Below are 26,991 nucleotides of genomic sequence, written 5' to 3'. Positions count from 1 at the left end.
GGGGCCGCCGTGCGCGGGCGTAGCGTGGTCGGCACGTCCTTCCCGCGGGGGTGGCCATGGAGTGGTACGAGGAACCCGGCATCGGTGAGCGCATCGCCCGGCTGCGCGCACGCCGGAAGCTGACGCAGGAGGGCCTCGCCGAGCGGGCGGGCCTGTGCGTCGATATCGTCCGCAAGCTCGAACAGGGCGTACGTCGCACGGCGCGGCTGACGACGCTCAACGCGCTGGCCAGAGCCCTGGACGTGGAGCCGTCCGCCCTCGTCGGGCAGCCTGCCACCTTCGAGGTGCGCAGTGCGGACGAACAGCCCTCCGTCCTGGCGCTGCGGCAGGCCGTCTCGCCGGTGTCCGACCTGCTGGGCGACGATCCGGACCCCGAGGATCCACCGGGCATCGCGGCATTGCGGGCCTCTCTGCGTTCGACGGAGCGCATCCGCCGCGACGGACGGATGGCGGAAATCGGCGCGCTGCTGCCGCAGTTGATCAGGGATGCCAAGGCAGCCGCCCGCGCCACCACGGGGACCGAGGCCGCCGCGTCCCACTCGGTCCTGGCCGAGGCGTATCAGGTCGCCGCCACGACGCTGACGGCGCTGGGCAAGGAGGACGCCGCGTTCACCGCCCTCGAACGGTCGATGGCGGCGGCAGCCAAGGGCGACGACCCGCACCTGGAGACCGTCGGTTTCTCCAGCCTCGCCTGGGTGCTCACCAAGCAGGGGCGGCTGGCCGACGCCGAGCGCGTCGCGCTGAACGCCGCCGAACGCATCGAGCCCGGATTCCGCTCCCCGCCGCTCGAACTGGCCCTGTGGGGCATCCTGCTGCTCCGTGCGGCAACGGCCGCGGTCCGTCTGGAGCGGCGCGACACGGTGCGGGACCTGCTCGCCATGGCGAGCGCGGCCGCGGCCGGGATCGGCACGGACCGCCTCGATTACGCGACGCCGTTCGGCCCGACCAACGTCGGCGTGGCCAAGGTCAACTTCCTGGTGGAGATGGAGGAGAGCGCCGAGGCACTGCGCACCTCACGCACCGTGCCCGAGCTGCACGCGCTGCCCCCGACCTGGCGTGCACGGTTCCATGTGGACCGCGCCCTGGCCTTCGCCGATCTGCACAAGGACGACGGCGCACTCCAGGCACTGCTCACCGCCGAGCGCACCGCGCCCGAATGGATGCGCTACCACTCCACGAGCCGCCGCCTGGTGGCCGACCTGCGCAACCGCGAACGACGGCGCACCTCACCGCTCACGGAGCTGGCCGGCCGTCTCGATATCGACGGGTAGGACAGGGCGTCCCAGCAGGGGCGGAAAGTGGCACAGCGCGTCACTGTCCGGGGCACCGGCCCCTGCCTAGCGTTGCCGCATCGTCAAGAACGACGGGCCCCACAGCCGCCGCCAACGGCCCGGAGGGCCATGCCCACCCGACGAAAGCAGGTCGACGTGACACACGCTTCCCCCGTCCGCAGCCGCCTCCGGGCGTACCCGCAGAACGCGCAAGCGGAGGCCGTCCGATGAGCGCACCCCGCACCCCTCGGCTGCTCCCTTGGACGGGGCCGGACGACAAACCCTGCTATCTCCTCACGGACCGGGACGACGGCTATGTTTCCGGGCGGGCCGATCAGGTAGAGGCGCTGCAACTCAGGATGGGCGTCGGGCTGCTGGAGCATGCCCGGGTTCTGATCGACGATCCGGCGGTGGACGCGCGGCAGTTGCGGTTTTTGTCGGCTCAGCTCAGTGCGGCGCTGCGGGACGCCTTACGGGTCGCGGAGAGCCGGGGCGCGCGGCCGGGAAGCGACAACACCCCGCCTGACCAGGTGTTTTGAGGAAGCGCCAAGGGCTTTCCCGGCGTGCGGGGGAGATCCCCCTCCGAACCGCCCCCGCACGCGCGAAGCGGCCGCCGCGTGTGGGGGTCGCGGCGGCCGCCGATGTGAACTGCAACGCGTCCCGGGCTTGTGGCCTCTTCAGTGGTGCAGCATGAGAACCACTCTGCCCGTGGGGTCCTCCCCGCGGCATCCTCCAGAGGTCGCGGGCTCACCCCCGCCGCTCGGCGGGGGTACGGGTCCGCCGCAGGGCGGTCCTGGACGACAGGGAAGCGGAACCGCGCGACGCGGGGCGGTTCCGCGCGCTCGGGTGGGCGCGAAGGAGAAAGGGGCGGCCGGTGATCCGTGTCGCTGTGGTGGACGACGAGCGGTTGGTCAGATCCGGACTGCGGATGATTCTGGGGACCGACCCGGACATCGAGATGGTCGCGGACTGCAGCGGCGCCGAGGCCGTGGAGACCGTGCTGCGGTGCGCGGCCGACGTCGTGCTGCTGGACATCCGGATGCCGGACGTGGACGGGCTGACCGTACTGCGCCGGCTGCGCGCCGCCCCGGAGCCGCCCGCGGTGGCGATGCTGACCACCTTCGACGCCCAGGAGTATCTGACGGCGGCGCTGCGCGAAGGGGCGGCCGGGTTTCTGCTCAAGGACTCCGATCCGGAACAACTCGTACGGGCCGTGCGGACGCTGGCGGCGGGCGGCAGCGTGCTCGACCCCGGTGTCACCCGTGCGGTGATCGGGGGCTATCTGACCTCCGAGGACCAAGCCGCCGCGAACCGGGCGGTGAGCGGGCTGACCCCGCGGGAGTCGCAGGTGCTCGCCCTGCTCGGCGAGGGTCTGGGCAACGCCCAGATAGCCGACCGGATGGGGCTCGCCCCCAGTACGGTCAAGGACCATGTGCGCGCCCTGCTGGCCAAATTGGGCGGGATCAACCGCATCCAGGCGGCCATCGTCGCCGACCGTGCGGGTCTGGTGGCCGGCGATCCGCGGGGGGCGTGGTGAGGGCGCGGGGCGGGAGCGGCAGACGGGGCGGTCTGCGGACGCCCGGCCGTGGGGCGGCGGCGCGCGACGCCGGGTGGTGGCGGGCGGCGGCGCGTGGGGTGTGGGGGCGGCGGCTGCGCAAGGCCGCTCCGCTGGCGGTCCCGGTACTGCTAGCGGTCGCCGACGCGATGCTGGTCAACGGCGTCCAGTTCGGGTTGGAGCTGGGCGTCTCGATGCTGGCCGCGGCCGCCCTGCTGATCCGCCGGCGCTTTCCGCTGATGGTCTTTCTCTTCACCCTTCCCGGGCTCTACATCGGCTACATCTGGTTCGCGCCGATGATCGCGCTCTACACACTGGCCGCCCGCCGGCCCGGCCGGGTGCGGCTCGGCATCTGTGCGCTGCTGCTGATCGCCGCGCACTTCTTCCCGTATCCGATCTCCGACTTCGAACTCACCGCGTACCGCGAGAACACCCTGGTGCTGATCGACGCCACGGTCACCTCGGCCGCACCCATCGCCCTGGGCCTGCTGGTGCGCACCCGCCGGGAACTGGCCTCCCGCGTGGAGGATCTGACCCGCAGCCTGCGGCGTGAGGACCGGCTGCTCGCGGACCGGGTCAAGACCACCGAACGCGCCCGGCTCGCCCGCGAGATGCACGACGTGGTGGCCCATCAGGTCAGCCTGATCAGCCTGCAGGCGGGGGCGGTGCAGGTCAGCACGGAGGACGCGGAGGCGCGCGCGGGGGCCAGGACGATCCGGGAGCTGTCCGTACGGACGCTGGAGGAGCTGCGGCACATGGTGGGCGTGCTGCGGGCGGACGGCGGCGAGGTGGCGGAGGCGCGCGGCCTGGCTCCCCAGCCCGATCTGGAGGAGTTGCCGCGGCTGATCGAGATGAGCGCGCTCGATGTGACGTACGAGGGTGGTGTGGTGGCCGGCGCCGGCGGTGTGAGGGGCGCGAAGACGGTGGAGCGGGCGGCCTTCCGCACGGTCCAGGAGGCGCTCACCAACGTCCGCAAGCATGCACCGGGGGCGCGGGTCCGGGTGCGGGTGGATCCGGTGGACGTGGTCCGGGGCGCGGGGGCGGACGGGGCGGAGGCGGCCGAGGAGGGCCGTACGGCGCACGGGCTGCGGGTGGAGATACGGAACGGGCCGCCGGACGCGACGGCGACGGCCCCCGCGCTTCCCGGGGGCGGACACGGTCTGGTGGGGCTGCGTGAGCGCGCCCAGAGCCTCGGCGGGACGCTGGAGGCGCGCCGCACCTCCGAGGGCGGCTTCGTCGTGCGGGCGGAATTCCCGTACGGAGCGGGGTGATCGGGGCGGCGCGGGCGGGCGAGCGGAAGGACTCGTGCGGCGGATGGGCCGCGTGAGCCGTAAGGCCCCGTGCGAGGCCCTGGCTCGTGGGAGGCGGAAGGGGCGCATCCCGGAGGGACGGCGCGGCAGGGGCGTGTCCCGGATGCGTCAGGCGGAGAGCGGTGCGGCGGCCTCGTCGACGGCGGTGTGCAGGTCCGGGTAGACCTCGAAGAGCCGGCGTACACCCAGTGCGGCCAGCACACGGTTGACGTGCGAGCCGTCCACGGCGCCCTGGGCGGGGAGGATCAGCCGCAGCCGCCCCTGACAGGAGCGCATCAGACGGCGGGCGGCGATCAGTACGCCCACGCCGCTGGAATCGCAGAACCGTACCTCGGAGAGATCGAGCACCAGAGATCTCCGCCCGTCGGCCACCGCGTCGTGCACATGCTGGCGCACCGCCGGTGACGTGACCAGGTCCATCTCACCGGACACCTGGAGTACGGCCCATGGGCCCTTTTCGTCTTCTGCCACCTTCAACGACACGCGCTCGAAGCCTTTCGCTCGCTTTCGTACCGGATGAACCGGGGTTGCATCCGGAACTCACCCTTCCCCGCCTCGACTGCCCGGCCCCTCTCCCCTGAAACTCTTCCGAACCCTTGGCGCAACAGGCAGTCCGCCTAAGGCTATGCCCCGACGACGCCGACTATTCGCCGACATCCGGTCACACACGGATAACACATGGCCCCATACGGGCACGAACGATCCACATCGATCCGATGCGATCGGGCATTATCGCCACAAAGCGATGGGCATCGCCCCGTCAGGGCTTTACCATCCCCGTAACCCTCAGGGCTCGGTTTGCCGCAAAGGAGCGTGTGTTGTCAGAGCCGCGCATTACATTCGATGGCACGGCGGAACTGTGAGGGTGCACACAGATCCGGGCAAGTGCGGGTGCAGGAGTGACGGCTGAGGTGTGAGCCCGGAGGCGACGGGCAGGGATGGGGATCCGATGGGACACGACGCCCCACCGCGGTGGGACAGGCGGATGCAGCAGCGGCTCGCCCATGGTGAGGCGGCTGCGCTCGGTGAGCTCTACGACCGCTTCGCCTCTCTGGTGCACAGCCTCGCCTATCGCGTCCTGGACGACGAGGACGCCGCCGACCGCGTCACCCGCGAGGTGTTCGGCTACATCTGGGAGCACCCGGATTCCTATGACCCCAAGCAGGGCCCGCTGCGCTCCTGGGTCGCCGGCGTCACCCGCCATCAGGCCGTCCAGCGGCTGCGCCAGACCGAGGCGGCCTCGGCGCGCGACTGCGGGCCCGACGCCCCCGCGCCCGCCGAAATAGAGCAGAAGATCCGCGAGGCCTCCACCGCGGCCCGCGCCGACTTCATCGTCACGTCCATGCCCGCACCCCTGCGGGCCGCCCTGGAGCTGGCGTACTTCCAGCGCCGGGACTACCGCCAGACCGCCGCCGACCTCGGCGTCACGGAGGACGAGGCCCGGCGCCGGCTCCGCCTGGGCCTGCAGCTGCTGTCCACCGCCCACAACCACCAGGCGCTGCCGCCCGCCCACCGCGCCACACCCGCCCCGCGCTCCGCCCCCGCCTCGCCCCATGCGTCGCAGGCACCACACGCTCCCCGCGGACCGCGCCCGCCGCACAGCCGGCACACCGGCCCGGGGAGCTCCGCACCGCCCGGCGGCCCGGGCCATGGACGGTCCCTGTGAACGGCCCGGACGAGTGGGACGGCCACGAACTCCCCGGCGGCCCCGGCGAACGGCCGCGGATACCCTCACCGCGCACCGCAGCCGAGGACCGCGGCCCGCTCCCGGACGCCCCGCCGGTACCCGTCCGCGACCCGGTGAAGGACACCGGCGGCGGCCCCCGCGAACCGGAAGCCGAGCCCGGGACCGAGCTGACCGCTCCCGCACCCCTCGCCGTCCCGGCGCCCGCCCCGCCGCACCGGATCCTCAAGTCGCTGCTCGGCGCCTGGGCCCTGTCGGCCTGCTCCGCCGAGGAGACGGCCGCGGTCGAGGCGCATCTGACCGACTGCGCCTCCTGCGCGGACGAGGCGCTGCGGCTGCGCGATGCCGTCGGGCTGCTGCATCCCGCCGACAGCCTCGACCTCGATCCGCTGCTGCGCTCCCGTGTACTGGAGGGCTGCCTGGGCCGCCGCCCGGCCCGTATCCCGGTGCCCGAGTGGGCGACGCCGTACGACGCGGAGACCGCCAAACTGGACGCGCTGCTGCGCGACATGGGCGAGGCGGAGTGGCGTGCTCCGGTGCGGCTGCGCTGGTTCGAGGGTGAGCGCCCGGTCCAGCGGGAGTCCACCGTCGCCGGTGTCATAGGGCATCTGATGGCGGTGGACGGCCTGGTCGCGACGGCTCTCGGGCTGCCCGACCCGCTCGGCACGGCCGCCCCGCCGGGTACCCCGGACCCCCTCATCCGTACGGAAACGTTCTGGCGGACGCCGGACGAGGAGCAGAGCCCGCTCGCCCTCCACGCACCATGGCGCGACCAGAGCTATGCGCTGATGCGGCAGGTGTCGTTCGCCGGCGACAAGGTGGCCGAACTCGCCGTGCCGTACGGGGAGTTCCGGCTCACGCTGCGCGACTCGTTCCTGGACCGCGCCTTCGAGTGCTGGGTGCATGCCGGGGACATCGCGGAGGCGGTGGACTATCCGTACGAGCCGCCGGCTTCCGGCCACCTCCACCGGATGGTCGACCTCGCCGCCCGGCTGCTGCCCAGCGCACTGGCCGACCGCCGGCGGGCCGGGCTGGCCGCGCCGCCGCAGCGGCTGGTCGAGGCGGGCGCCCCGGGCCGTACGCTCCATCTGGAGGTCGAGGGCAACGGCGGCGGCCACTGGTACATAGCGCTGGACTCACCGGCCGCGCTCGGCACCCCGGACCGCACGGTCGCCCATATCGCCCTGGACAGCGCCGAGTTCTGCCAGCTGGCCGCCGGACACATCTCCCCCGAGGAGGCCGCCGCGGGTCAGCACGGCGAACGCGACGCGATCCGCGAGGTCCTGTTCGCGACCGCGTCACTGTCCCGCCTCTGAGCGAGGGCCTGTCCGCCTCCGATCCACCGGACAGGCCCCTGCGGCAACGCGCCCGGCCGCCCGCCTTCCACGCCCGGTACGGGCTCTGCGGGCGAGTGCTCTCGGAGTCTCGGGCTTATGGGCGCTTGCGGGCACTCACGAGCACGTACGGGCGCTTACGCGAAGACGACCGTCCGGCTGCCGTTGAGCAGCACCCGGCGCTCGCTGTGCCACTTCACCGCCCGTGCCAGCGCCTGGCACTCGACGTCCCGGCCGATCGCCACGAGCTGGTCCGGCGTGACCTCGTGGCCGACGCGCTCGACCTCCTGCTCGATGATCGGGCCCTCGTCGAGGTCGGCGGTCACATAGTGCGCGGTGGCACCGATGAGCTTCACACCGCGGGCGTGCGCCTGGTGGTACGGCTTGGCGCCCTTGAAGCTCGGGAGGAAGGAGTGGTGGATGTTGATGATCCGGCCGGACAGCGCCTTGCACAGATCGTCGGAGAGCACCTGCATATAGCGGGCGAGGACCACCAGCTCGACGTTCTCCGTCTGCACCAGCTCCAGCAGCTCCGCCTCGGCCTGGGCCTTGGTATCGCGGGTGACCGGAATGTGGCGGAACGGGATGTCGTACGAACCGACCAGCTCGGCGAAGTCCGTGTGGTTGGAGACCACCGCCGCGATCTCGACCGGCAGCGCGCCGATCCGGGAGCGGAAGAGCAGGTCGTTGAGGCAGTGCCCGAACTTGGACACCATCAGGATGATCCGCATCTTCTCGTCGGCCCGGTGCATCTGCCAGTCCATGCCGAAGGAGTCGCCCACCGCCGCGAAGCTGGCCCGCAGCTTGTCGACGCTCACCGAGGTGTCCGCACTGAAGTGGACCCGCATGAAGAACAGCCCGGTGTCGTGGTCGCCGAACTGCTGACTGTCCTCGATGTTGCAGCCGGTGATGAAGAGGTAGCTGGAGACGGCGTGCACGATCCCCTGCTTGTCCGGGCAGGACAGGGTGAGGACGTACTGATCGTTCCGATCGGGCTGACCGGGCTGGGTGGGCTGCGACTCGCTCATGACCTCATAGGGTCGCACACCTGCCGAGCAGGTCAGGCCGGGGTGTCCGGTCCGCCGGTCATGATGGCCAGCACCTCCAACGAGCGCGGCGCGGCATCGGGGTCCTCACCGTCCGCGGTCGCCAGCTGCAGATGGGCCTCACGGGCCGCCCGTACGGCCTCCGGCCAGCCTTCGTGCTCCATGTAGGCGGTCACCGGGGCGTCCGCGCCGACCTGGTGCATGATCCGCAGCACCCGGAGCACGGCGACATCGACGAGCTGGGCCTCCTGGGAGTCCCGGAAGACCGTGCCGACGTATTTCTCGGCGGACCAGTTGTCCAGCCAGGTGTCCTCGACGAGCCGGTAGACGGCGTCGGTGACATCTCCGTACCCGGGCAGGCCGGCCAGCCAGGCCTCCTGCTGGAAGCCGGGGTCGGAAAGCATGTGCAGCGCGGAGCGCACATTGCTGCGCCAGCGCCACCACGGCATGTCGTTGAGTGGCATGCCGCCCATGGTGGTCGAGCGGCGGCCGCGACGGGAAGACTTCTCCGAACCTTGCACAGCAATCGATCGTACGTTCTTCACCAATGATCTCAAGCGGCCCCCCGGAGTTCACCTCTACGTCACCATCCATTGCCTCGTCGTCACCAACCCGTTCCGGGCAGGACGGAAGGCTGCTGTCCCATGACCGGACGGCGACGCTCCTTCCCCCGCCCCTTTTCCTCCGCTCCCACGGTCGCGACCGCTTCGGCGGCGGCGTGTACGGCGGTCCTCGCGTCCCTGCTCTCGGGCTGCGGCTCTCTCGCCGGAGCGTCGGAGGGCTCCGGGGAGAAGGCCCCGGTCACGGTGATGACCTGGGCCCCCGAAGGCACCAAGGCGACCAATATGCCGGGTATGCCGGCCATGGCGCAGGCCTACGCCCGCTGGATCAACTCCCGGGGCGGCATCAAGGGCCACCATCTGAGGGTGCTGACCTGCAACGAGCACAACGACTCGGTGACCGCGGCGCACTGCGCCCAGCGCGCGGTGGACGAGGGCGCCGTCGCCGTCGTCGGCTCGTACAGCCAGTTCGGCCGCTCGTTCATGTCGCCGCTGGAGGTCAAGGGCATCCCCTTCATCGGTGGCTACGGCGCCTCGGACGAGGAGTTCGAGAGCCCGCTGTCCTACCCCGTCAACGGCGGCCAGGCCTCCCTGCTCGCCGGGAACGGCCGCCAGCTGGCGCGTGACTGCAAGCGCGTGGCGCTGGTCCGGCCGGACAGCATCCAGGGGGACCAGATGCCGTCGCTGCTCAACTCCGGCCTGGTGAGCGGCAGTCGGCACCCGGCCAAGGACATCAAGGCGCCCGAGGACGGCACCGACTACTCGTCCGAGGTGAACCGCGCACTGGACGGTGTGGGCGCCGACCCGGTGGTCTACGGCACGTCCGCGGCCGGCGGAAAGGCGACGGGCTCCTGCGTGACCGCCTCGCTCGGCGACCACACGGACGCGTTCTTCGACTCGTTCCGGCGGCTGCAGGAGGAGAGTCCCAAGGTGCAGGTCGCCTCCGTCCTGGGCAGCGTCGGCCAGTCGCTGCTGAACCGTACGGGCGGCAGTGCCGGGCCGCTGGAAGGCGCGGACATCACCGGCTGGTACCCGGTCGCCCATGATCCGCGCTGGCAGCCGATGCGCAAGGTCATCAACGACTTCGCCTTCGGCGACAACCGCATCGACCCGGCCGACCAGGGCGTCCAGACGACCTGGATCGCCTACACCGTGCTGCGCGCCCTGGTCGGGCAGCTCGACGACGACGGCGTCGAGGACATCACCTCGCACGCCCTGCAGACGACGCTGGACCACGGTGACCACGCCATCGACACCGGCGGGCTGACCCCGAAGCTGCGCTGGCGGGACGACGACATGCTCGCCGTCCAGGACTTCCCGCGCATCGTGAACGGGACGGTGACCTACCAGGTCGTACGGGACGGTGAGTTGATCGCCGCCCGGGACGGTTTTGTGAACGTCACCAAGACGCTGGAGCGACGGCGTACCGACAGCTGAGGGGGAGCCGGGCGGAGTCGCGGGGAACCGCGGCGTACGGACGGCTGAGGGGGGCCGGGAAGACGGCGGACCGCCGTGTACCGGCAGCTGAGGGGAGCCCGCCGGAGTCGCGGCGCCGGGCAGCCCGGAAGGGGCCGCCGGACCGGCTGCCGGGCGGGGCGGGCGGCTCGGTGGCGCCCGCCCCGGACGCTGCTCAGAGCTGTTCGGGGCGGCGCTCCGTCAGCCCGTACTTCTGGGCGAGCGGGTTCCAGATCTGCGCCGCCTGCTTCTTGGCCGTGGTCGCCTGGCCGCTGGCCGCATTGCCCTGGGCGGTCTGCTTGCTGAGCCGGGCCTTGCCCTTGTGGCAGCCCTTCTTGCTGCCGACCTGGCCGGCCCAGGCCGCGTAGTGGTTGTCCGCGGCCGCGGAGGACTGCCAGGCCTTGGTCAGCGTGGCGGTCAGCTGAGCGTGGTTCGGGATCTTGTCGACGGGCAGCTGCTGCAGCCGCTTCACCAGGTCGCTGCGCTGGCCGGCCGCGGCCCGCAGGTCCTTGGCCGCGCCGCCGAGGTTGCTGCAGGACTTGATGCTGTTGACGGCGCCGATCACCGAGGAGCGGCTGTTGTTGCTGTCGCCCAGCAGCCCGTCCAGGCCCTTGGCCTGGGCCTCGGCCGGATCGGCGGACGGCTTCGGCTGCTCCGACTCCTTGGCCGCCTTCGTCGTGTCGGCTCCGCCGCCCTGCTTCTTCGCGCTGTCGTCGCTGCCGCCCCCGCTCAGCGCCCAGCCGAGCCCGAGGCCGGCCCCCGCGAGCGCCACGATGACGATGCCGACGATCGCGATCGGGGCGAGCCTGCGGCGGCCGCCACCGTCGTCGTCGTACGAGCCCTTCTGGTCGTAGCCGCCGGGCGGGAACTGCTGGCCCTGGCCCTGGCCCTGCTGCTGGGCGTACGGCGGACGGCCCGGGTCCTCGAAGCGCGGCAGCTGCGCGGTGGAGTCCGGGGCGCCGGCCTGGCCGGGCGTGCCCGGCCCGTCGCGGAACAGGCCGTCGAACTCGGCGGGGGTGGGGCGGTCGCCGGGCGCACCGGGGCGGACGCCGTACGGCGCGCCGGGCGGCGGGGGCGGCGCACCGGCGCCGACCGGCGGGATGAGCTGGGTGGCCTCGGAGTCGCCCGCACCCGGGGCGCCGGGCATCGGCTGCGACTGCGGCAGCGGCTGGGCCTGGCCCCGGTGTCCGCTCCGGTTCGGCTTGATCGCGCGCAGCATCGTGGTGGACTCGTCGGGCGTCTCGGGCCGGGTGGACGCCTCGGGCGGCAGCGGCGCGGCACCGGGACCGCCGGACGGCGCGTCGAAGGGCGAAATCAGCGCGGTGGCCTCCGCGTCGCTCGCGGCGGGCGGCAGCGGCGCGCCGGTCTGCGGCGTCGCCCGCACCAGCTCTCCGGTCGGCCCCTGCGGCTGCTGCCCGTACTGCTGCTGGGGCTGCTGGCCGTACTGCTGCTGCGGGGGCTGGCCGTACGGCTGCTGAGGCTGCTGGCCGCTTCCGTACTGTCCCTCGGGCGGCAGTGCGCCGGGCGCACCGTGGCCGTTCTGCACGCCGTGCGGCAGGAGCGCCGTCGCCTCGGCGGCCGAGCCGGCCGGCGGCAGCGGCGCGCCCGGCTGCTGGGGCGCCTGCTGCGGCATCGAGGGCGGGAGGGGCGGTAGCGGCGGCTGCCCCTGGGGCGGCGCCGGGAAGCCCTGGCCGCCCTGCGGCTGCTGAGGCTGGGGCGCCTGAGGAGCCTGGTGGTGCTGCGCCTGCGCCGGGGCATATCCCTGCTGGGCCTGGCCGTACTCCTGCGGCCGGCCTTGGCCGTACGCCTGCGGCTGCTCGTACCCCTGCTGCGGGGCGGGGGCCTCACCGTACGACTGCGGGGCGGGAGCCTCGCCGTACGACTGCGGAGCGGGCGCGGCCTGCCGGTCGGGGCCCCAGGGCTGGCCCCACGGCTGGCCGGCCGGCGGTGCGGCCTGCTGGTCGGGCACCCACGGCTCACCGTTGGCGGGCAGCACAATGCCCTCTCGCGCGGGACCGGCCGCAGAATTCTGCGGGTCGTGACCCTGTCCGCTCTGCGTCACCGTGACTCCTACCAACGTGCAGACCTAGGGAATCGTCGGCTGCACGCTACCGGGTCGCAGCAACGTTCGACCACGTCGCCTGGTCACGCCCCCGCCCACCCCGGAGCGCACCGGCCGGGCCCCCGTCACCGGAACTGCCCGACGACTTACGACAAACCCGACGACATACGGCAAAGCGGCCCCCGCACCCGCCTCCGCCGTGCCGTCACCGTCGCCGTCGCCGTGGCCGTGAGGCGTGGCGCACGCTTTACGCGGCGCCGTTCACGCCGCCGTGGCCCGCAGCTCCAGCCGGGCACTGAATTCCCTGACCACCGGTTCCTCCCTGAAGGGCTCCAACCGCAGCTGGAAGTCCTCCAGATACTCCGCGCCGCGGTCGGAACGCAGCCCGCTCAACAGCTCCACCGCCTGGGTGCCCGTATGGCAGGCCTGCTCCACCTCCCGCTGCTGCGCCTGGGCACCGGCCAGCAGCAGCAGACCGATGGCCCGCCGCCGCGCCCGGCTCGCCGGGTGCCCGTCCAGCGCCTCCTGCGCACGCTGTCCGGCGGGCCCCGGCTGCCCCAAGTCCCGGTGACAGTGGGCGAGTTCATCGGCCAGATACGCCTGGTCGAAGTGGCCGATCCAGATCGGGTCGTCGCCCGCCTCGGCCGATGCTTCGGCGCGCTCCATCGCGGCGACCGCCCGGCCGGCCACCACCTGGAAGGCCCGGCCGTCGCCCATCAGGGCGTGTCCGCGCGCCTCCGCCGCACAGAACATCGCCTCCGCCCGTGGGGTGACATGGCCGCGGGCGCCCTCCTGGGCGGCGCGCGCGAGCTGGGCGATCTCCCGGGGGTTGCCGAGCGAGGCGGCGAGATGGCTCATGCTCGCGGCCAGGACGTAGCCGCCGTAGCCGCGGTCGCCGGCCGCTTGGGCCAGCCGCAGCGCCTGGATGTAGTAGCGCTGGGCGAGGCCGGGCTGGCCGGTGTCGACGGCCATATAGCCACCGAGTTCGGTCAACCGCGCGACGGCGGCGAAGAGTTCCCGCCCGACGGACTCGCGGTACGAACCGGCCAGCAGCCCCGAGACCACGCTGTTGAGGTAGTGCACGACGACCGGCCTGACATGCCCGGCGCCGAAACGGTGGTCGAGTTCGCTGAGCGCCGTGGTCATGGCGCGTACCGCCTCGACGTCGGAGATCCCGACCCGGGCGCCGGCGTTCCGGGCGACCTGGCTGTCCGCGCCGGTGATCAGCCAGTCGCGGCTGGGCTCGACCAGCGCCGAGGCCGCGACCGTGGAGCCGCTGAGGAAGTCGCGCCGCCCGACATCGCTGCGCCACAGCTCACAGACCTGCTCGATCGCCCCGAGGACGGTCGGCGAGAACTGCAGTCCCACCCCGGATGCGAGGTTCTTGCCGTCGGCCATCCCGATCTCGTCGATGGTGACCGTGCGCCCCAGCTTGCGCCCCAGCGCCTCCGCGATGACGGCCGGTGCCCGGCCCCGCGGCTGCTGCCCACGCAGCCACCTGGCCACGGAGGTCTTGTCATAGCGGAGGTCGAGACCGTGCTCCGCACCGCACATGTTGACGCGGCGGGCGAGCCCCGCGTTGGAACAGGCGGCTTCCTGGATCAGCGACTGCAGCCGTTCGTTGGGCTGCCGTGCGACGAGTGGCCTGGCGGCCATGCTTGTACCCCCTGTGTACTGCGGCGCGTTCACCGGCGAACGCCGTTCCTCGTGATCGATTCCCCGTGAATATGCCGGATATCCGAGAGATCCGGGATATGCGCGATAGGAGAGATCGGAGTGATACGCACTTTGCAGCGGATGCTCAGTTTTGAGCGTTTTGGGACCTGTCCGGAGCATCCTCGGTGCGGAGCGCTCGTTCACAAGGCGAAGGGTGCGCGGTGCCGTGCACAGATCACGGCGCCACCGTGCCGGGCTCCCCCGGGTGCACTGCGGCCTGCCGCCGGGCGGCCTCTCCGCCCGTCACGCAGGTGGCTACCCGCTCCCCGGACCCCGCCCGCACATGCGCCCCCACCGGTGCACCCATGCGCCCCACGTGCGAGAACGATGCGCCGGGGGGTCAGCCATGCGGCCGTAACCCTTGGTGACACCGGGAGTTGTCCTCTGCGTGGAAGAGACCATCGGAGTCACAGGAGCCTCGCAGATCCCCAAGCAGCGCGGCGAGCAGCTGCTCGACACTGCAGTGCGTTACGCGGAGGAACGGCATTGGGACGTGTTCCCCGGCGCATGGCTGGAGCACGACGGCGAGACGCCGCGCTGCTCGTGCGACGCCGGTGACTGCGCAGCGCCCGGCGCGCACCCCACCGCCCCCGGCTGGGCCGGACAGGCCACCGGCAGCGCGACCGCCGTCCGCCGTATGTGGAGCAAGCAGCCGCGGGCCTCGATCCTGTTGCCGACGGGCCGGACCTTCGAAGCGCTGGACGTCCCCGAGACCGCGGGCTGCCTGGCACTGGCCCGTATGGAGCGGATGGCACTGCCGCTCGGCCCGGTGACCCGCACCCCCGACCGCCGGATGCTCTTCCTCGTCCTTCCCGGCGCCTCGGTGAAGGTCCCGAAGCTCGTACGGCATCTGGGCTGGGCGCCGGCCGCGCTCGACCTGATCTGCCGCGGCGAGGGTGAGTACATCGCCGCACCGCCGACCCGGGTGGGCACGCACGGCTCGGTGCAGTGGGCGCGCCGCCCCACCCCCACCAACCGCTGGCTGCCGGACGCCGAGGAGTTGATCAGCCCGCTCGCGTACGCCTGTGCACGGGACGCGGCCGCGGTCCGGGGGCGCTGACGCCGGACCGGTCCGCCCCTTGTCCCCAGGGGCGTCCATCACCCGGGCGCCGTCCGGTACCCGCCCGTATCGTGGGTTGCCGGACGGGGGCCAGGACGGCCTCTGCGGGGACGTCGAAGGGCAGGACCGGTGGCGAACGAGCCGGAACACGTAGATCAGCGGGCCGAGTCGGCACCGCCGCAGCCCACCACGGCCGCTTCTCCGGGCGGGCCGGCCGCGCCCCCGGAGGGCGCCGCGGCCGGTCCGCCCGCCGTGCGTATCCAGGGCCTGTGGAAAAAGTTCGGCGAGCAGATCGCCGTCAACGGCATCGATCTGACGCTGCCCGCCGGCCGCTTCATCGGGCTGGTCGGCCCCAACGGCGCCGGCAAGACCACCACCCTGTCCATGGTGACGGGCCTGCTGCGACCGGACTCCGGACTGGTCGAGATCGGCGGGCACGACGTCTGGCAGGACCCGGTGTCCGTCAAGTCCCGCATCGGGGTGCTGCCCGAGGGGCTGCGGCTCTTCGAGCGGCTGTCCGGCCGTGAACTCCTGGGCTACATAGGCCGGTTGCGGGGTCTGCCGGGCGACGAGGTCGACAAGCGGGCCGGGCAGCTGCTGGACGTGCTCGACCTGTCCGGCGCGCAGAACAAGCTGGTGGTGGACTACTCCACCGGTATGCGCAAGAAGATCGGGCTGGCGGCGGCGCTGCTGCACAACCCCGAGATCCTCTTCCTCGACGAGCCCTTCGAGGGCGTCGACCCGGTGTCGGCGCAGACCATCCGCGGCGTGCTGGAGCGCTACACCGACTCCGGGGCAACCGTGATCTTCTCCAGCCATGTGATGGAGCTGGTCGAGTCGCTGTGCGACTGGGTCGCGGTGATCGCCGCCGGGCGGATCCGTGCGGACGGCCCGCTCGCGGAGGTGCGCGGCGCGGCGCCCTCGCTGCAGGACGCCTTCCTCGAACTCGTCGGCGCACGGGGCCGCGGGGCGGGACAGAACCTCGACTGGCTGGGCGGTGGCGGCGCCCGATGAGCACCGAATCCGCCGCCGCGGCTGCCCGCCCGGTCTCCGCACCGTCCCTGACCGGCGTCTTCGTCCGGTTGAAGCTGTCGCTGCTGCGCAACGGGCTGCGTCAGTCCGTCGGACGCTCGCTGGCCTATATCGCGTCCGCCCTGGTCGGTCTGCTGTTCACCGCCGGTGTCGTGCTGGGGCTGATCGCGCTGCGCGGCACCGCGCACGTCGGCGCCCTGGTCGTACTGCTCACCGGAATTCTCACCCTGGGCTGGGCGGCGCTGCCGCTGTTCTTCCCCACGGGTGACGAGACGCTCGACCCGACCCGGCTGGTCATGCTGCCGCTGCGGCCGCGGCCCCTGATCGTGTCGCTGCTGGTGGCCTCGCTCGTCGGCATCGGGCCGGTCGTCACCCTCGCGCTGGTCACCGGCTCGGTGATCGCGGTCGCGGACGGGGCGGCCGCCGCGGCCGTGGGCGTAGTGGCCGTCGTCCTGGTGGTGTTGGTATGCGTATCGCTGGCGCGCGCGGTCGCCACCGCCTCGGTGCGGCTGCTGACCAGCCGCCGCGGCCGTGATCTCGCCGTGCTGGGCGGCCTGTTCATCGCCATCGGCGGGCAGGGCGTCAATATCGCCGCGCAGAAGCTGGGCCGGCCGGACGGCCTGTCCGTATTGGAGCCGGTGGGCACGGTGCTGCGCTGGGTGCCGCCGGCCTCGGCGGTCAGCGCCGTCGAGGACGCCGGACACGGGGCGTACGGGCGGGCGCTGGCCGGCCTGGCGCTGACGGCGGTGGCGCTGGTCCTGCTGCTGTGGTGGTGGCAGCGCACCCTGACCACCCTGATGACGTCCCCCGACTCCTCGACCCTCCAGGCGGTGGAGAAGGACAGCGCGCGCCGGGCCGGTACGAGGGAGCGAGGGCTCGCGAGGGTGCTGCCGGACGGACGGACCGGCACGGTCATGCTCCGTACGCTGCGCTACGCATGGCGCGACCCCAAGTCGAAGATGGGGTGGGCGACCGCGCTCGGCGTCGGCCTGCTGGTGCCGGTCGTCTCGGCCGCGCAGGGCAACGGCAGCATCTACACGTCGTTCTCGGCGTCCGCGCTGCTCGGTGCGCAGATGTACAACCAATTCGGGCAGGACACCTCGGCGTTCTGGATGGTCGCCTCGACGATCTCCACCCCACGGGACGCCTATCAGGAGCTGCGGGCGCGCGCCTGCGCGCTGGCGATGGTGGCCGTCCCGTACGTCACTCTGGTCGTCGTCGGCACCGCCGCCGTCATCGGGCCGTGGTCGGACTTCGTGGAGGTGTACGGGCTCTCGCTGGCCGTGCTGGGTGCGCTGCTGGCGACCGGGGCGCTGTCGTCGGCGGTCTTCCCGTACTCGATCCCCTCGGAGGGCAACAAGAACGTCGCGCCGGGACAGGGCGCGATCGCGTGGTTCAGCCTCTTCGGCGGGGTACTGGTGGGCGCGGTGCTGTGCGCGCCGCTGCTGGGCCTGACCATCTGGCTGCATGTCGCCGGTCTGCACTCTCTGTTGTGGGTGCTGCTGCCGGTCGGTGCGGTCTACGGCGTGGGAATCGCGGAGCTGGGACTGCGGGTGGCGGCGCCCCGGGTGGCGCGGCGGCTGCCGGAGATTCTGGTGGCGGTCAGCAAGGGCTGAGGTCGCGTTCCGGGCGGCGGGACCGGCCGGTCCGGCCAAGCCCGGCGGGCCCGCCGTGAAGTTGTCCACAGGCCGCACCGGCCGGCGCGCGGTGGCGGTAGCGTCGTCGCCACGACCTGGACGAGGGGTGGTGGGGGCGGTGCGGCGCACCGGAATGGTGCTGGTGACGGGCTGGCTTGCGGTGCTGTTCTGCGCCGGGGCGGTGCAGGCGGCGCCGGCTGCCCCAGGCGCCCCGACCCAGTACGCCGACCTCGCCCAGCAACTGCGCAGGAACCCGGCGCACATCAGCGGCCGGATCGCGCGCGAAACCCCGCGGCCGGCCGCGCCCCGCTTCGTAGGAGAGGCCCGGCGGCCGGGCGTGGCGACGTACGCCATGGTCCTGCCGCACCACGGCGACGCGGTGTACGAGAAGGCCCTTGCGCATCCGGGCAGCGGCTCCTCGGACAAGACCGCGCCGCGCCCCGCGCACAGCTCCCCGCTCGTACGGCTCCTGTCCCTCGTCGTGGGGCCGGTGCTGCTGCTGGCCGCTGTGGGGCTGTTGCTGCGGCGCCGGTCGCGGCTGCGTGATCTCTCGACGCCGTTCGCACTGCCGCGCTCGGTCTTCGCCGCCGCCCGGACGGCGGACGAGGCGGGACTGCGGGAGCGTGCCTCCGAGGAGGTCGTACGGCTGGGCCAGGATGTGCGCACCACGCAGGGCGACCCGGCGGCCGTCGAGCGGGCCCTCGATGCATACGCCGCGGCCGGTACGGTCCTGGACCAGGCGCGTGGAGTGCCGGATCTGGCGGGCGTGTTCGCGTTGATCGCCGAGAGCCGGTCGGCCCTCCCCAAGGCCCCGGCCACGCTCCCGCTGTGCTTCTTCCACCCGCTGCACGGCCCGGCCCTCCGCCGCATACCCTGGCGGCCGCCGGGCCGACGCGAGCAACTGCAGGTGGCCGCCTGCGAGACCTGCCTGCGCGCGATACGCACCCGGCGCGCCCCGGAGGTCCTCACCGACCGGCTGGACGGCCGCCCCACCCCGTACTTCGAGCTCCCCGCCGAGGGCAGCGTCTGGGCGGCCAGCGGCTACGGCTCGCTGCTCAGCGGCCACGGCGACTCCCTCACCCACCGTGTCCAGCGCGGCGACTTCACCCACCCGCCGGGCTGACGATCGAGCACCACACACCGCGGGGCAGCACGCCGCCCTCGTTGCCGCAGGCGGCCGCCACCGGCACAACCCAACGCCACACTCCGCCGCTTCGCCGTCCCGGCACGCACGCTTCCGCACCCCTTGAGGGCGCACACACCCCACCCTTGCGAGCACAGGCTCCGCAACATCTTGAGGGCACGGGCTCCGCAACATCCGAGGGCGCCCGCTCCCCCACCCTTACGAGTACGGGCTTGGCAACGCCTTGAGGACGTGGGCTCCCACCTTGCGAGCACAGGCTCCGCCACGCCCAAGGCGTGTCCGCGAAGTCCCGTCGTTCGCCCGGAGGGCGGGGTCCGTGGCGTCCGGTGCGTGCGACCGCAAGGCGGGGGGCGTCCTCGTAGTGGGTCTACGTGGACGATCCCGGCAACGCGGATGGAGGTCCCACGCGCCATTCCGGCGTGGGGGGGTGCGTGCCAGGCGTCGCAGGCCAGGCGGGACTTTGCGGACACGCCCTGGAGGACGTGGGCTCCCCACCCTGAGCACGTAGGCCTCTCAGCCGGGCATCGTGGCCGTCCGGAAAAAGGGGTCAATGGCGGCGCACCATGCGTCGGGTTGTTCCCACGGCAGCAGATGTCCGGCGTCGGGGATTTCGGCGTAGGCGCCGTGCGGCAGCACCCGGACCATCTCCATGGCCTCGGCGCGGCCCAGTTCGGCATCGAGGCCGCGGACGACGAGGGCCGGGCACGACACCTGGGCGAGCTCTTCCCAATGAGCGTCATGGACCCAGGTCTCACGGGCGGTGAGCATCTGCCGGCGGGAGAAGACGGGGCGCCAGCCGTCGGCACGCTCGGCCATCACCTCGGCGAAGAACTCGCCACGGGCGGGCCGGGGCCGCTCCAGGGTCGGGTCGTCCTCGCCGAACCACTTGCGGACATCCGCGAGGGTGGCGAACGGCAGCGGCCAGGACCGGAACCACTCGGTCCACTCGCGCTGCGAGGCCGCCCCGAGCGCCGAGGCCCGCATATCGCAGATGACCAGCGCACTGACCAGATCTGGTCTTCGGGCCGCTAACTGCCACGCCGTCAGGGCGCCCATGGCATGCCCGACAAGGGCGACCGGAGCGAGGCCGAGCTGCTCGATGGCCGCGATGGCGTCGTCGACGTACGCCTCGCGGTCGTACGGCCCGTCGGCGGGCTTCTCGCTGCGGCCGTGGCCCCGCTGGTCCAGCGCGACGGAGCGGTGGCGTGCGCTCAGGCGGCGCGCGGTGGCGGCCCAGTGCGAGGCGCGGCCCATCAGACCATGGAGCAGGAGTACGCCCGGCCGTCGCTCGCTCTCCTCCAGCCCGCCGCCGATCTTGGGCGGGTCGGTGAATTCCCAGGCGGCGAGGCGTACGCCGCCGACGCCTGTTACATCGATGCGCTGCACCATGTGCCCTGGCACCCCCAATCGTCCCTTGAGCAGCCCCACACTATCGAACCCCTATTCGAACGTGCCGTTGCGGCGCGCAATACCCCTCGTTCGAGTGACCTCACTCAAGGATTGGCCGCGCCCGCCACGGGGAGACATCTGCCGGGAGGCGGGCCCTACCGGGAAGGGGGCCCGTGGGGAAGACCCTGGGAGCTCGGGGCTCCGGGTCTTGGGCGGGGGACATGGGGAGGCAGGGCCCCGGCTGCTCGCAGCGCCGGGGCCCTGACCGTGTCCGTATTGCATGGATGCATCCGAGCCCCCTCCCGGCCAGGACAGGCCGATGCATGGCCATGCGTCAGCGTGACACGAGACCGGCCGTATCGCACGGATTCGCACAAGTCCGTTCAACAAGAAAGAACTTGCCGAGCCCGCCGAGCGACGCGTCAGCGCAGCTCAGCGGGCTCGCGGGAAGGGTTCGGCCGGAAGTGCGGAAAGGAAAGAGGCTGAAACTGCTTTCAGCGCTTGGCGACAAACACATGTGAGGCGATCTCGGAGTCCAGCTCGGCGGCCTCGCCGCTGCTGCCGACCAGCACACCGGCCGGCGACTCCGTCACGCTCACGACCGCGCCCGGCTGCACACCGGCCCGCCGGAGGGTGTACATCAGCTGCGCGTCCGCCTGGATCGGCTCGCCGATCCGGCGCACCACGGCCGTCTTGCCTTCGGCCCCGGCGTCCAGATCCATCAGGCTCACCATGCCGGCGTCCAGGAACGGGTCGACCTCGGACTTCTCGCCGAGTTCTTCCAGCCCCGGGATGGGGTTGCCGTACGGCGACTCCGTCGGATGCCGCAGCAGTTCCACGACGCGGCGCTCGACCGCCTCGCTCATCACGTGCTCCCAGCGGCACGCCTCGGCGTGTACCTGCTCCCATTCGAGCCCGATGACGTCGACGAGCAGGCATTCGGCGAGGCGGTGCTTGCGCATCACTCGCGTCGCCAGCCGCCGGCCCTCCTCCGTCAGCTCCAGATGCCGGTCACCCGCGACCGTCAGCAGGCCGTCTCGCTCCATGCGCGCCACCGTCTGGCTGACCGTCGGGCCGCTCTGTTCGAGCCGCTCCGCGATGCGGGCGCGCATGGGCACCACACCTTCCTCTTCCAGTTCGAGGACGGTGCGGAGATACATCTCCGTGGTGTCGATCAGTCCGGACATGCGTGCCCCTCGATGTGTGGTGCGGTGGCCCTGGACTCAATTCTGACGCATCTCGCTGACAACGGTGCCTCCTCGTCCCCTACGGGACCCTCACGGCCGTATTGACAGGGCACTGGTCCAGACCGCAACGTGATCCGCGCCACTGATCGGATACGACCAGATCCGACGTGATGCGACGAGAGGGGACCGCGTCCATGGCTGAGAGCGACCGGAGCGAGCGGCTGACCGGGAAGTACTTCGACGCCGCGATCGACCTGCTGCGGCAGGTCCGTGACGAAGAGGGCGACCGGATCACCGCGGCCGGGCAGCTGATCGCGGACACCGTTGCGGCGGGCGGCCGGGTCTTCTCCTTCGGCGCCGGGCACTCCTCGCTCCCCTCACAGGACACGGTCTACCGCGCGGGCGGCCTGGCGATCATGAATCTGCTGTCCGTCCCGGGTGTGGTCGGCGTGGACGTACGGCCCGCGACGCTCGGCAGCGCCCTGGAACGGGTCCACGGCCTGGCCGCGGCCGTCCTGGACACCAGCCCGCTGGAGGCGGGCGATGTGCTGGTGATCATCTCGCTCTCCGGGCGGAACTCGTTGCCCGTCGAGATGGCGATGAACGCGCGCGCCCTCGGCATCAAGGTCATCGGCGTGACGTCGGTGGCGTATGCGGACGCGACCAAGCCCCGGCACACCTCCGGCAGCTTCCTCAAGGACCACTGCGACCTGGTGCTGGACAGCCGGATCCCGGTCGGCGACGCGGAGTTGACGCTGCCGGGGATCGACGCGCCGTTCGCCCCCGCCTCCACGGTCGTCACCAGCGCGATCATGCAGGCCATGGTGGCGACGGCCGCCGGCACCCTCGCCGAGCGGGGCATCGACCCGCCGCTGCTGCGCTCCGGGAACGTCGACGGCGGGCACGACTGGAACGCCCGGGTGATGGGCGAGTACGCGGACCGGATCTTCTACCGGCAGTGAGCGGCCGGCCGCCTCAGCGCGACGCCGCGCCCGCGAGGTCGAGGGCCGTGGCGATCCGGGCCGCGACCTCCTCCGCGTAGTCCGCGTCCGCACGGTCGAAGGGGCGGCGCGCGGGCGCCCGCAGAAAGGTCGCGACGCCGAGCGTGCGGCCACGGCTGCGCAGCACCACACACAGACCGTGCACGGTGCCGTCCGGCCAGTTGCGGGCGGCCGCCCAGCCCTCGGGCGAGGCGGTACCTGCGCTGGTACGCACCGAACCGCGCCGCTCGTAGGCCTGGATCGCCGGATGCCCCGGCACGTACGGCGTGGGAATACCGGCCGCCGGCAGCATCTCCGAGGGGCCCGGAGACCCGGCGGGGGAGGCCAGCGTCCGCACCAGCCGAGGCGCGCCCCGGCGCCCGCGCCGACCGGTATCCGCACTGGTGGTGGCCGCCTGCGGGGGGCCGGCCGGCGGCTCGGCGCCACCCGGCGCGCCCGCCCCGTCCGACACCTTGGACGCGTCGGATGCCTCGCCCTCCGCCCCGGGCGCGTCTTCGGACGCGGAGGGCACGTCGCCGTACGCGTCGTCGTAGGCATCCCCCTCGGCGATCGCTCCGAACGGCTGCGGAGCGGGCGTCGCGGCGAGGTCGACCAGGCCATGGTCGGCGAAGCCCGCCAGAGCGAAGTCGAGGTGGACCGCGGCGGCCTCGGCCGGGTCCGGGCACTCCGCTGCCGCCCGGCCGGCGCGGTGGAGCTGATGGGCGCGAAAGCGCAGCAGCGAGCTGTCCTGCTCGGCGCGCTTGGCGTCCGTGACGTCCTGGAAGAGCCAGGCCACGCCCAGCGGCACCGGCTCCTCCGCCAGCGGGGAGACCAGCCGGACGAAGCCACTGCGCCAGCACCGCCGCGGCAGCTCGGCCTCCTCGGAGCGCAGCGTCACCCACAGCTCGGTGACGGCCGGCGGCGCGCCCTCGGCGAGGACATACTGCAGGGCGCACTCCAGCTCCTCGACACCCTGCGCCAGCAGCTCGCCCAGGGGGCGCCCCAGCAGAGAGGTGCGCCCCACGCCCAGGGCACGGGCGGCGTGTGCATTGACGGCGGCGGGCCGCAGATCGGCGTCGATCAGCACCACGCCCCACGACGCATCCTCGAACAGCGCCTCGCTGAGCGCGATGGACCGCTCCAGGTCCATCTGGGTGTGCACCTCGCTGAAGGCGCAGTACACCCCCGCGACCCGGCCGCCGGGGCCGCGGACCGCGGAGGCCTGGGTGCGGACGAGGACGCGGTGACCGTCCTTGGTCAGCAGGGCGAATTCCTGCACCTGGCGGCCCGGGGAGCGCATCGCGGCCGCGAGGGCGGCCTCGATCCCGTCGGCGTCCTCCTTGCGGACCGCCCAGCCGGCCAGGCCCGTACGGCCGACGGCTTCGGTGGTGGTCCAGCCCAGGATGCGTTGGGCTTCGTGGTTCCAGTGGGTGACCGTGCCGTCCGCGGCGAAGGCGACCAGGGCGGCGTCCATGCCGTCCAGGAGCGCGGCCAGCAGACCGGAGTCATCGGTCTCGTCGGCGGAGCAGCGCGCCGCCGACGAGGCAGAAGAAGCTGACGAAGCAGTCACTGGCACCCCTTACGAACGCGGCCGCACGTGCTCCACCTGGGAACATTCAACTGGAACGTGACACACCCCACAGCCGATTCGCGGAAATCGTTGCTAACGGGAAATTCCCTTGTGTGCGGCCGGACAGCTTCCTAATGTGTGGAGCACACGAGAAGGGAGGTGGTTCGGCAGATGATTTCGCACCGGACGCGTGAGGTGGCTGCGGGCTAGCGGCCCGTCGCTTCACCCTGAAGTGCAGCGCCGGACCAGCGCATACTGCAGATGCGCAGCCGGCCAATCCCAAGCAGTCACCCGACCCGCGGGCTGCCGGTTCGTCCGACCGGCCCTCTGCGCCACCGAGCGCGGAGGAAACAGCCCGCGGGTCGTCTGCGTTGTCGACGTTGTCGACACCGGCGCCGCGTGATCTGCGTCTGCACACGGTGATCTGCGTCTGCACACGACGGACGGCCCTCGGGACGAGGCGCGTCCCGTCAGGTGCCGGGCCCGCCGTCAGGGCGCCAGGCGCTCCACCGTCCAGGACCCTTTCTCGCGCACATACCGCAGCCGGTCGTGCAGCCGGTTGAGCCGGCCCTGCCAGAATTCGATCGTCTCGGCGGCGATCCGGTAGCCGCCCCAGTGCGGCGGCGCCGGCACCTGCTCGCCTTCCGGGTAGCGGGCCGCCAATTCCCCGTAGGCCTGCTCCAGTTCGGCGCGCGAGGCGACCCGGGCGGACTGGTCACTGGCCCAGGCGCCGAGTTGGGAGCCGTGCGGCCGGGTGCGGAAGTAGGCGGCGGTCTCGTCCCGCCCGATGCGCTCCGCGGTGCCGGTCACCACGACCTGACGGGCGAGCGGGTGCCACGGGAACAGCAGCGAGACGGCCGGATTTGCAGCCAGTTCACGGCCCTTTTGGCTGTTGTAGTTGGTGAAGAACACAAAGCCGCGGTCGTCGAATGCCTTGAGGAGTACGGTGCGTGAGCTCGGCCGGCCGGCGGCGTCAGCCGTGGAGACGACCATCGCGTTCGGCTCGTGCAGACCGGCCACGGTCGCGTCCTTGAACCAGCGCGCGAACTGGTCATAGGGGCTGGTGGCGAGATCGGACTCGACGAGTCCCTCGGCGCGGTAGTGCGCACGCATGGAGGAGGGATCGGGGGTCTCGGCATGAGGCGCGTCGGCGGGGTGCACGGCCTCATCTTGCAACATCGGGTCCGGCGCGGTCAGCCGGGAGGGGCGGAAGTCTGCCCCTCGTCGACCAGCCGTAACCCTCCCGTCGGCAGATCGACCATTGTGCCGAGTCTCACCCCTCCCCGCAGGTGAGAGACCCGCCAGAATGAGGGGGCGGACCACTGTGGCCCCCCGGACGGGGAGAGCTATCGTGTCCGTCCGGCCTGAAGGACGCACCACCCCGATCTGCCCGCCCGCGGTCCGACCCACCGCGGGCAAGACCGCCGCGTAACCCGCGCCCTGGCGGGGCATCACCGGCGTGACCGGTACGGACCGCGAGCTGCCCGGCGCAGCCGCGTAACCGCACCGGCACCACACCGCACCGCCGCACCGCGCACCAGAGACTCGACCGCACGGCAGCCGGTCACGGACCGTTTGCCGTCCCCATCTTGAGGAGCTGCCTGATGTCCGACTTCGTACCCGGACTCGAGGGAATCATCGCGTTCGAGACGGAGATCGCCGAACCGGATAAGGAAGGCGGCTCGCTCCGCTACCGCGGGGTCGACATCGAAGACCTCGTCGGGAAGGTGTCCTTCGGAAACGTCTGGGGGCTGCTGGTCGACGGGGCGTTCAACCCCGGTCTGCCGCCCGCCGAGCCGTTCCCGATTCCGGTGCACTCCGGCGACATCCGGGTCGATGTACAGTCGGCGCTCGCCATGCTGGCGCCCGTATGGGGCCTGAAGCCGCTGCTGGACATCGACGAGGCGACGGCCCGTGACAACCTTGCCCGGGCCGCGGTCATGGCCCTGTCGTACGTGGCCCAGTCGGCGCGCGGGCCGGGCCTTCCGATGGTGCCGCAGAAGGAGATCGACAAGGCGGAGACCGTCGTGGAGCGCTTCATGAAGCGCTGGCGCGGGGAGCCCGACCCCCAGCACGTCAAGGCCGTCGACGCCTACTGGACCTCGGCCGCCGAACACGGCATGAACCCCTCCACCTTCACCGCCCGGTCCATCGCCTCCACGGGCGCGGATGTGGCGGCCGCGCTGTCCGGCGCGGTCGGCGCGATGTCCGGTCCGCTGCACGGCGGCGCGCCCTCCCGCGTCCTCGGCATGATCGAGGAGATCGAGCGGTCCGGCGACGCCTCCGCGTACGTCCGGCGGGCCCTGGATGCGGGCGAGCGGCTGATGGGCTTCGGCCACCGCGTCTACCGCGCCGAGGACCCGCGGGCGCGAGTGCTGCGGCGGACCGCCAGGGAACTGGGCGCCCCGCGCTTCGAGATCGCCGAGGCCCTGGAGAAGGCCGCGCTGGAGGAGCTGCGCAGCCGCCGCCCCGACCGTGTGCTGGCCACCAACGTCGAGTTCTGGGCGGCCATCGTCCTGGACTTCGCCGAGGTCCCCGCGCACATGTTCACCTCGATGTTCACCTGCGCCCGTACGGCCGGCTGGAGCGCACACATCCTGGAGCAGAAGCGGACGGGCCGACTGGTGCGCCCGTCGGCCCGGTACGTGGGGCCCGCCTCGCGCGGCCCGCAGGAGATCGCGGGGTATGGGGAGATCGCTCCCCGCTAACCGCTGCGCTTTGGCTGTTTTCCCACGTTGTCGGCGTTCCCGCCGCGGGCGTTGTTCACCGTTGCGCCTGGCGGCGGGCCGGGTCCGCTGCGCGGGGCTGTCGGGTGCCGGTGACGGGCCTCCGCGGGTTTCCCACGTTGTCGGCGTTCCCGCCGCGGGCGTTGTTCACCGTTGCGCCTGGCGGCGAGCGGGGTCCGCTGCGCGGGGCTGTCGGGTGCCGGTGACGGGCCGGAGCGGGGGGGGGGGGGGGGGGGGGGGGGGGGGGGGGGGGGCGCCGCCCCCCCCCCCCCC

Annotated in this window: 21 protein-coding genes and 1 pseudogene; 13 read left to right on the top strand and 9 right to left on the bottom strand. The window is 72.5% G+C overall.

Translation table 11 applies throughout. The features are described 5' to 3' along the window. Nucleotides 1-56: 56 nt before the first annotated feature. The 4 genes from ACGFWI_RS37405 (at nt 57) to ACGFWI_RS37390 (ending at nt 4,097) form a co-directional block, all read left to right on the top strand. Nucleotides 57-1,271, top strand: coding sequence for a helix-turn-helix domain-containing protein (locus ACGFWI_RS37405; protein ID WP_393910535.1), 1,215 nt, complete (start codon nt 57-59; stop codon nt 1,269-1,271). Nucleotides 1,272-1,498: 227 nt separating this feature from the next. Next, nucleotides 1,499-1,810 (top strand): hypothetical protein, encoded by a 312-nt coding sequence (locus tag ACGFWI_RS37400; RefSeq protein ID WP_393910534.1) that lies wholly within the window; start codon nt 1,499-1,501, stop codon nt 1,808-1,810. 335 nt (nt 1,811-2,145) lie between these two features. Next, nucleotides 2,146-2,808 (top strand): response regulator, encoded by a 663-nt coding sequence (locus ACGFWI_RS37395; RefSeq protein WP_393910533.1) that lies wholly within the window; start codon nt 2,146-2,148, stop codon nt 2,806-2,808. A gap of 98 nt (nt 2,809-2,906) precedes the next feature. Then, on the top strand, nt 2,907-4,097 hold the full coding sequence (locus ACGFWI_RS37390; protein WP_393910538.1) for a sensor histidine kinase: 1,191 nt from the start codon (nt 2,907-2,909) through the stop codon (nt 4,095-4,097). Between the two features lie 147 nt (nt 4,098-4,244). On the opposite strand, the gene ACGFWI_RS37385 is transcribed toward ACGFWI_RS37390, so the two are convergent. Beyond that, a complete protein-coding gene (locus tag ACGFWI_RS37385) occupies nt 4,245-4,619 on the bottom strand; it encodes an STAS domain-containing protein (RefSeq protein WP_393910532.1) in 375 nt (124 codons plus the stop codon). Between the two features lie 466 nt (nt 4,620-5,085). Between ACGFWI_RS37385 and ACGFWI_RS37380 the strand changes: the two are divergent. Both ACGFWI_RS37380 and ACGFWI_RS37375 read left to right on the top strand, forming a co-directional pair. Continuing rightward, nucleotides 5,086-5,646, top strand: a pseudogene (locus ACGFWI_RS37380) (sigma-70 family RNA polymerase sigma factor); the annotation flags it as partial. Between the two features lie 152 nt (nt 5,647-5,798). Further along, nucleotides 5,799-7,136 (top strand): zf-HC2 domain-containing protein, encoded by a 1,338-nt coding sequence (locus ACGFWI_RS37375; RefSeq protein ID WP_393910531.1) that lies wholly within the window; start codon nt 5,799-5,801, stop codon nt 7,134-7,136. Nucleotides 7,137-7,291: 155 nt separating this feature from the next. Here ACGFWI_RS37375 and purU read toward each other — a convergent pair whose 3' ends face one another. Continuing rightward, complete coding sequence (gene purU / locus ACGFWI_RS37370; RefSeq protein WP_393910530.1) at nt 7,292-8,182, bottom strand: formyltetrahydrofolate deformylase; 891 nt, start codon at nt 8,180-8,182, stop codon at nt 7,292-7,294. Nucleotides 8,183-8,214: 32 nt separating this feature from the next. After that, nucleotides 8,215-8,727, bottom strand: coding sequence for a hypothetical protein (locus ACGFWI_RS37365; RefSeq protein WP_393910537.1), 513 nt, complete (start codon nt 8,725-8,727; stop codon nt 8,215-8,217). Nucleotides 8,728-8,844: 117 nt separating this feature from the next. Here ACGFWI_RS37365 and ACGFWI_RS37360 point away from each other — a divergent pair, with 117 nt between their 5' ends. Continuing rightward, complete coding sequence (locus tag ACGFWI_RS37360) at nt 8,845-10,197, top strand: ABC transporter substrate-binding protein (protein WP_393910529.1); 1,353 nt, start codon at nt 8,845-8,847, stop codon at nt 10,195-10,197. A 193-nt stretch (nt 10,198-10,390) separates the two neighbouring features. Here the strand turns inward: ACGFWI_RS37360 and ACGFWI_RS37355 are convergent, their stop codons facing one another. Both ACGFWI_RS37355 and ACGFWI_RS37350 read right to left on the bottom strand, forming a co-directional pair. Continuing rightward, complete coding sequence (locus ACGFWI_RS37355) at nt 10,391-12,277, bottom strand: hypothetical protein (RefSeq protein ID WP_393910528.1); 1,887 nt, start codon at nt 12,275-12,277, stop codon at nt 10,391-10,393. A 261-nt stretch (nt 12,278-12,538) separates the two neighbouring features. Next, nucleotides 12,539-13,933, bottom strand: coding sequence for a transcriptional regulator (locus tag ACGFWI_RS37350; RefSeq protein WP_393910527.1), 1,395 nt, complete (start codon nt 13,931-13,933; stop codon nt 12,539-12,541). A 448-nt stretch (nt 13,934-14,381) separates the two neighbouring features. Here ACGFWI_RS37350 and ACGFWI_RS37345 point away from each other — a divergent pair, with 448 nt between their 5' ends. The 4 genes from ACGFWI_RS37345 (at nt 14,382) to ACGFWI_RS37330 (ending at nt 18,845) form a co-directional block, all read left to right on the top strand. Next, nucleotides 14,382-15,053: a bifunctional DNA primase/polymerase gene (locus ACGFWI_RS37345; protein WP_393910526.1), complete on the top strand. Its 672-nt coding sequence runs from the start codon at nt 14,382-14,384 to the stop codon at nt 15,051-15,053. 129 nt (nt 15,054-15,182) lie between these two features. Then, a complete protein-coding gene (locus ACGFWI_RS37340; RefSeq protein ID WP_393910525.1) occupies nt 15,183-16,067 on the top strand; it encodes an ABC transporter ATP-binding protein in 885 nt (294 codons plus the stop codon). After that, nucleotides 16,064-17,701 (top strand): transporter, encoded by a 1,638-nt coding sequence (locus ACGFWI_RS37335; RefSeq protein ID WP_393910524.1) that lies wholly within the window; start codon nt 16,064-16,066, stop codon nt 17,699-17,701. Before ACGFWI_RS37340 ends, ACGFWI_RS37335 begins: the two co-directional genes overlap by 4 nt. 139 nt (nt 17,702-17,840) lie before the next feature. Then, on the top strand, nt 17,841-18,845 hold the full coding sequence (locus ACGFWI_RS37330; RefSeq protein ID WP_393910523.1) for a hypothetical protein: 1,005 nt from the start codon (nt 17,841-17,843) through the stop codon (nt 18,843-18,845). Nucleotides 18,846-19,379: 534 nt separating this feature from the next. Here the strand turns inward: ACGFWI_RS37330 and ACGFWI_RS37325 are convergent. Both ACGFWI_RS37325 and ACGFWI_RS37320 read right to left on the bottom strand, forming a co-directional pair. Next, a complete protein-coding gene (locus tag ACGFWI_RS37325; protein WP_393910522.1) occupies nt 19,380-20,255 on the bottom strand; it encodes an alpha/beta fold hydrolase in 876 nt (291 codons plus the stop codon). Nucleotides 20,256-20,749: 494 nt separating this feature from the next. After that, complete coding sequence (locus ACGFWI_RS37320) at nt 20,750-21,442, bottom strand: metal-dependent transcriptional regulator (protein ID WP_393910521.1); 693 nt, start codon at nt 21,440-21,442, stop codon at nt 20,750-20,752. 194 nt (nt 21,443-21,636) lie between these two features. On the opposite strand from ACGFWI_RS37320, the gene ACGFWI_RS37315 reads away from it, so the two are divergent. Continuing rightward, on the top strand, nt 21,637-22,404 hold the full coding sequence (locus ACGFWI_RS37315) for an SIS domain-containing protein (RefSeq protein WP_393910520.1): 768 nt from the start codon (nt 21,637-21,639) through the stop codon (nt 22,402-22,404). 13 nt (nt 22,405-22,417) lie between these two features. Here ACGFWI_RS37315 and ACGFWI_RS37310 read toward each other — a convergent pair whose 3' ends face one another. Then, complete coding sequence (locus ACGFWI_RS37310; protein WP_393910519.1) at nt 22,418-23,992, bottom strand: PAS domain-containing protein; 1,575 nt, start codon at nt 23,990-23,992, stop codon at nt 22,418-22,420. A gap of 489 nt (nt 23,993-24,481) precedes the next feature. Then, nucleotides 24,482-25,105 carry a pyridoxamine 5'-phosphate oxidase gene (gene pdxH, locus ACGFWI_RS37305; RefSeq protein WP_393910536.1) on the bottom strand — a complete coding sequence of 208 codons (624 nt, stop codon included), beginning with the start codon at nt 25,103-25,105 and terminating at the stop codon, nt 24,482-24,484. A gap of 491 nt (nt 25,106-25,596) precedes the next feature. On the opposite strand from pdxH, the gene ACGFWI_RS37300 reads away from it, so the two are divergent. Next, on the top strand, nt 25,597-26,700 hold the full coding sequence (locus ACGFWI_RS37300) for a citrate synthase 2 (protein ID WP_393910518.1): 1,104 nt from the start codon (nt 25,597-25,599) through the stop codon (nt 26,698-26,700). Nucleotides 26,701-26,991: the final 291 nt, after the last annotated feature.

The sequence above is a fragment of the Streptomyces sp. NPDC048434 genome, assembly GCF_043200375.1.
In the GTDB taxonomy this organism is placed as follows: Bacteria; Actinomycetota; Actinomycetes; order Streptomycetales; family Streptomycetaceae; genus Streptomyces.
The sequence above is the reverse complement of the archived record's forward strand: the minus strand, read 5'-3'. Positions and strand labels throughout refer to the sequence as shown.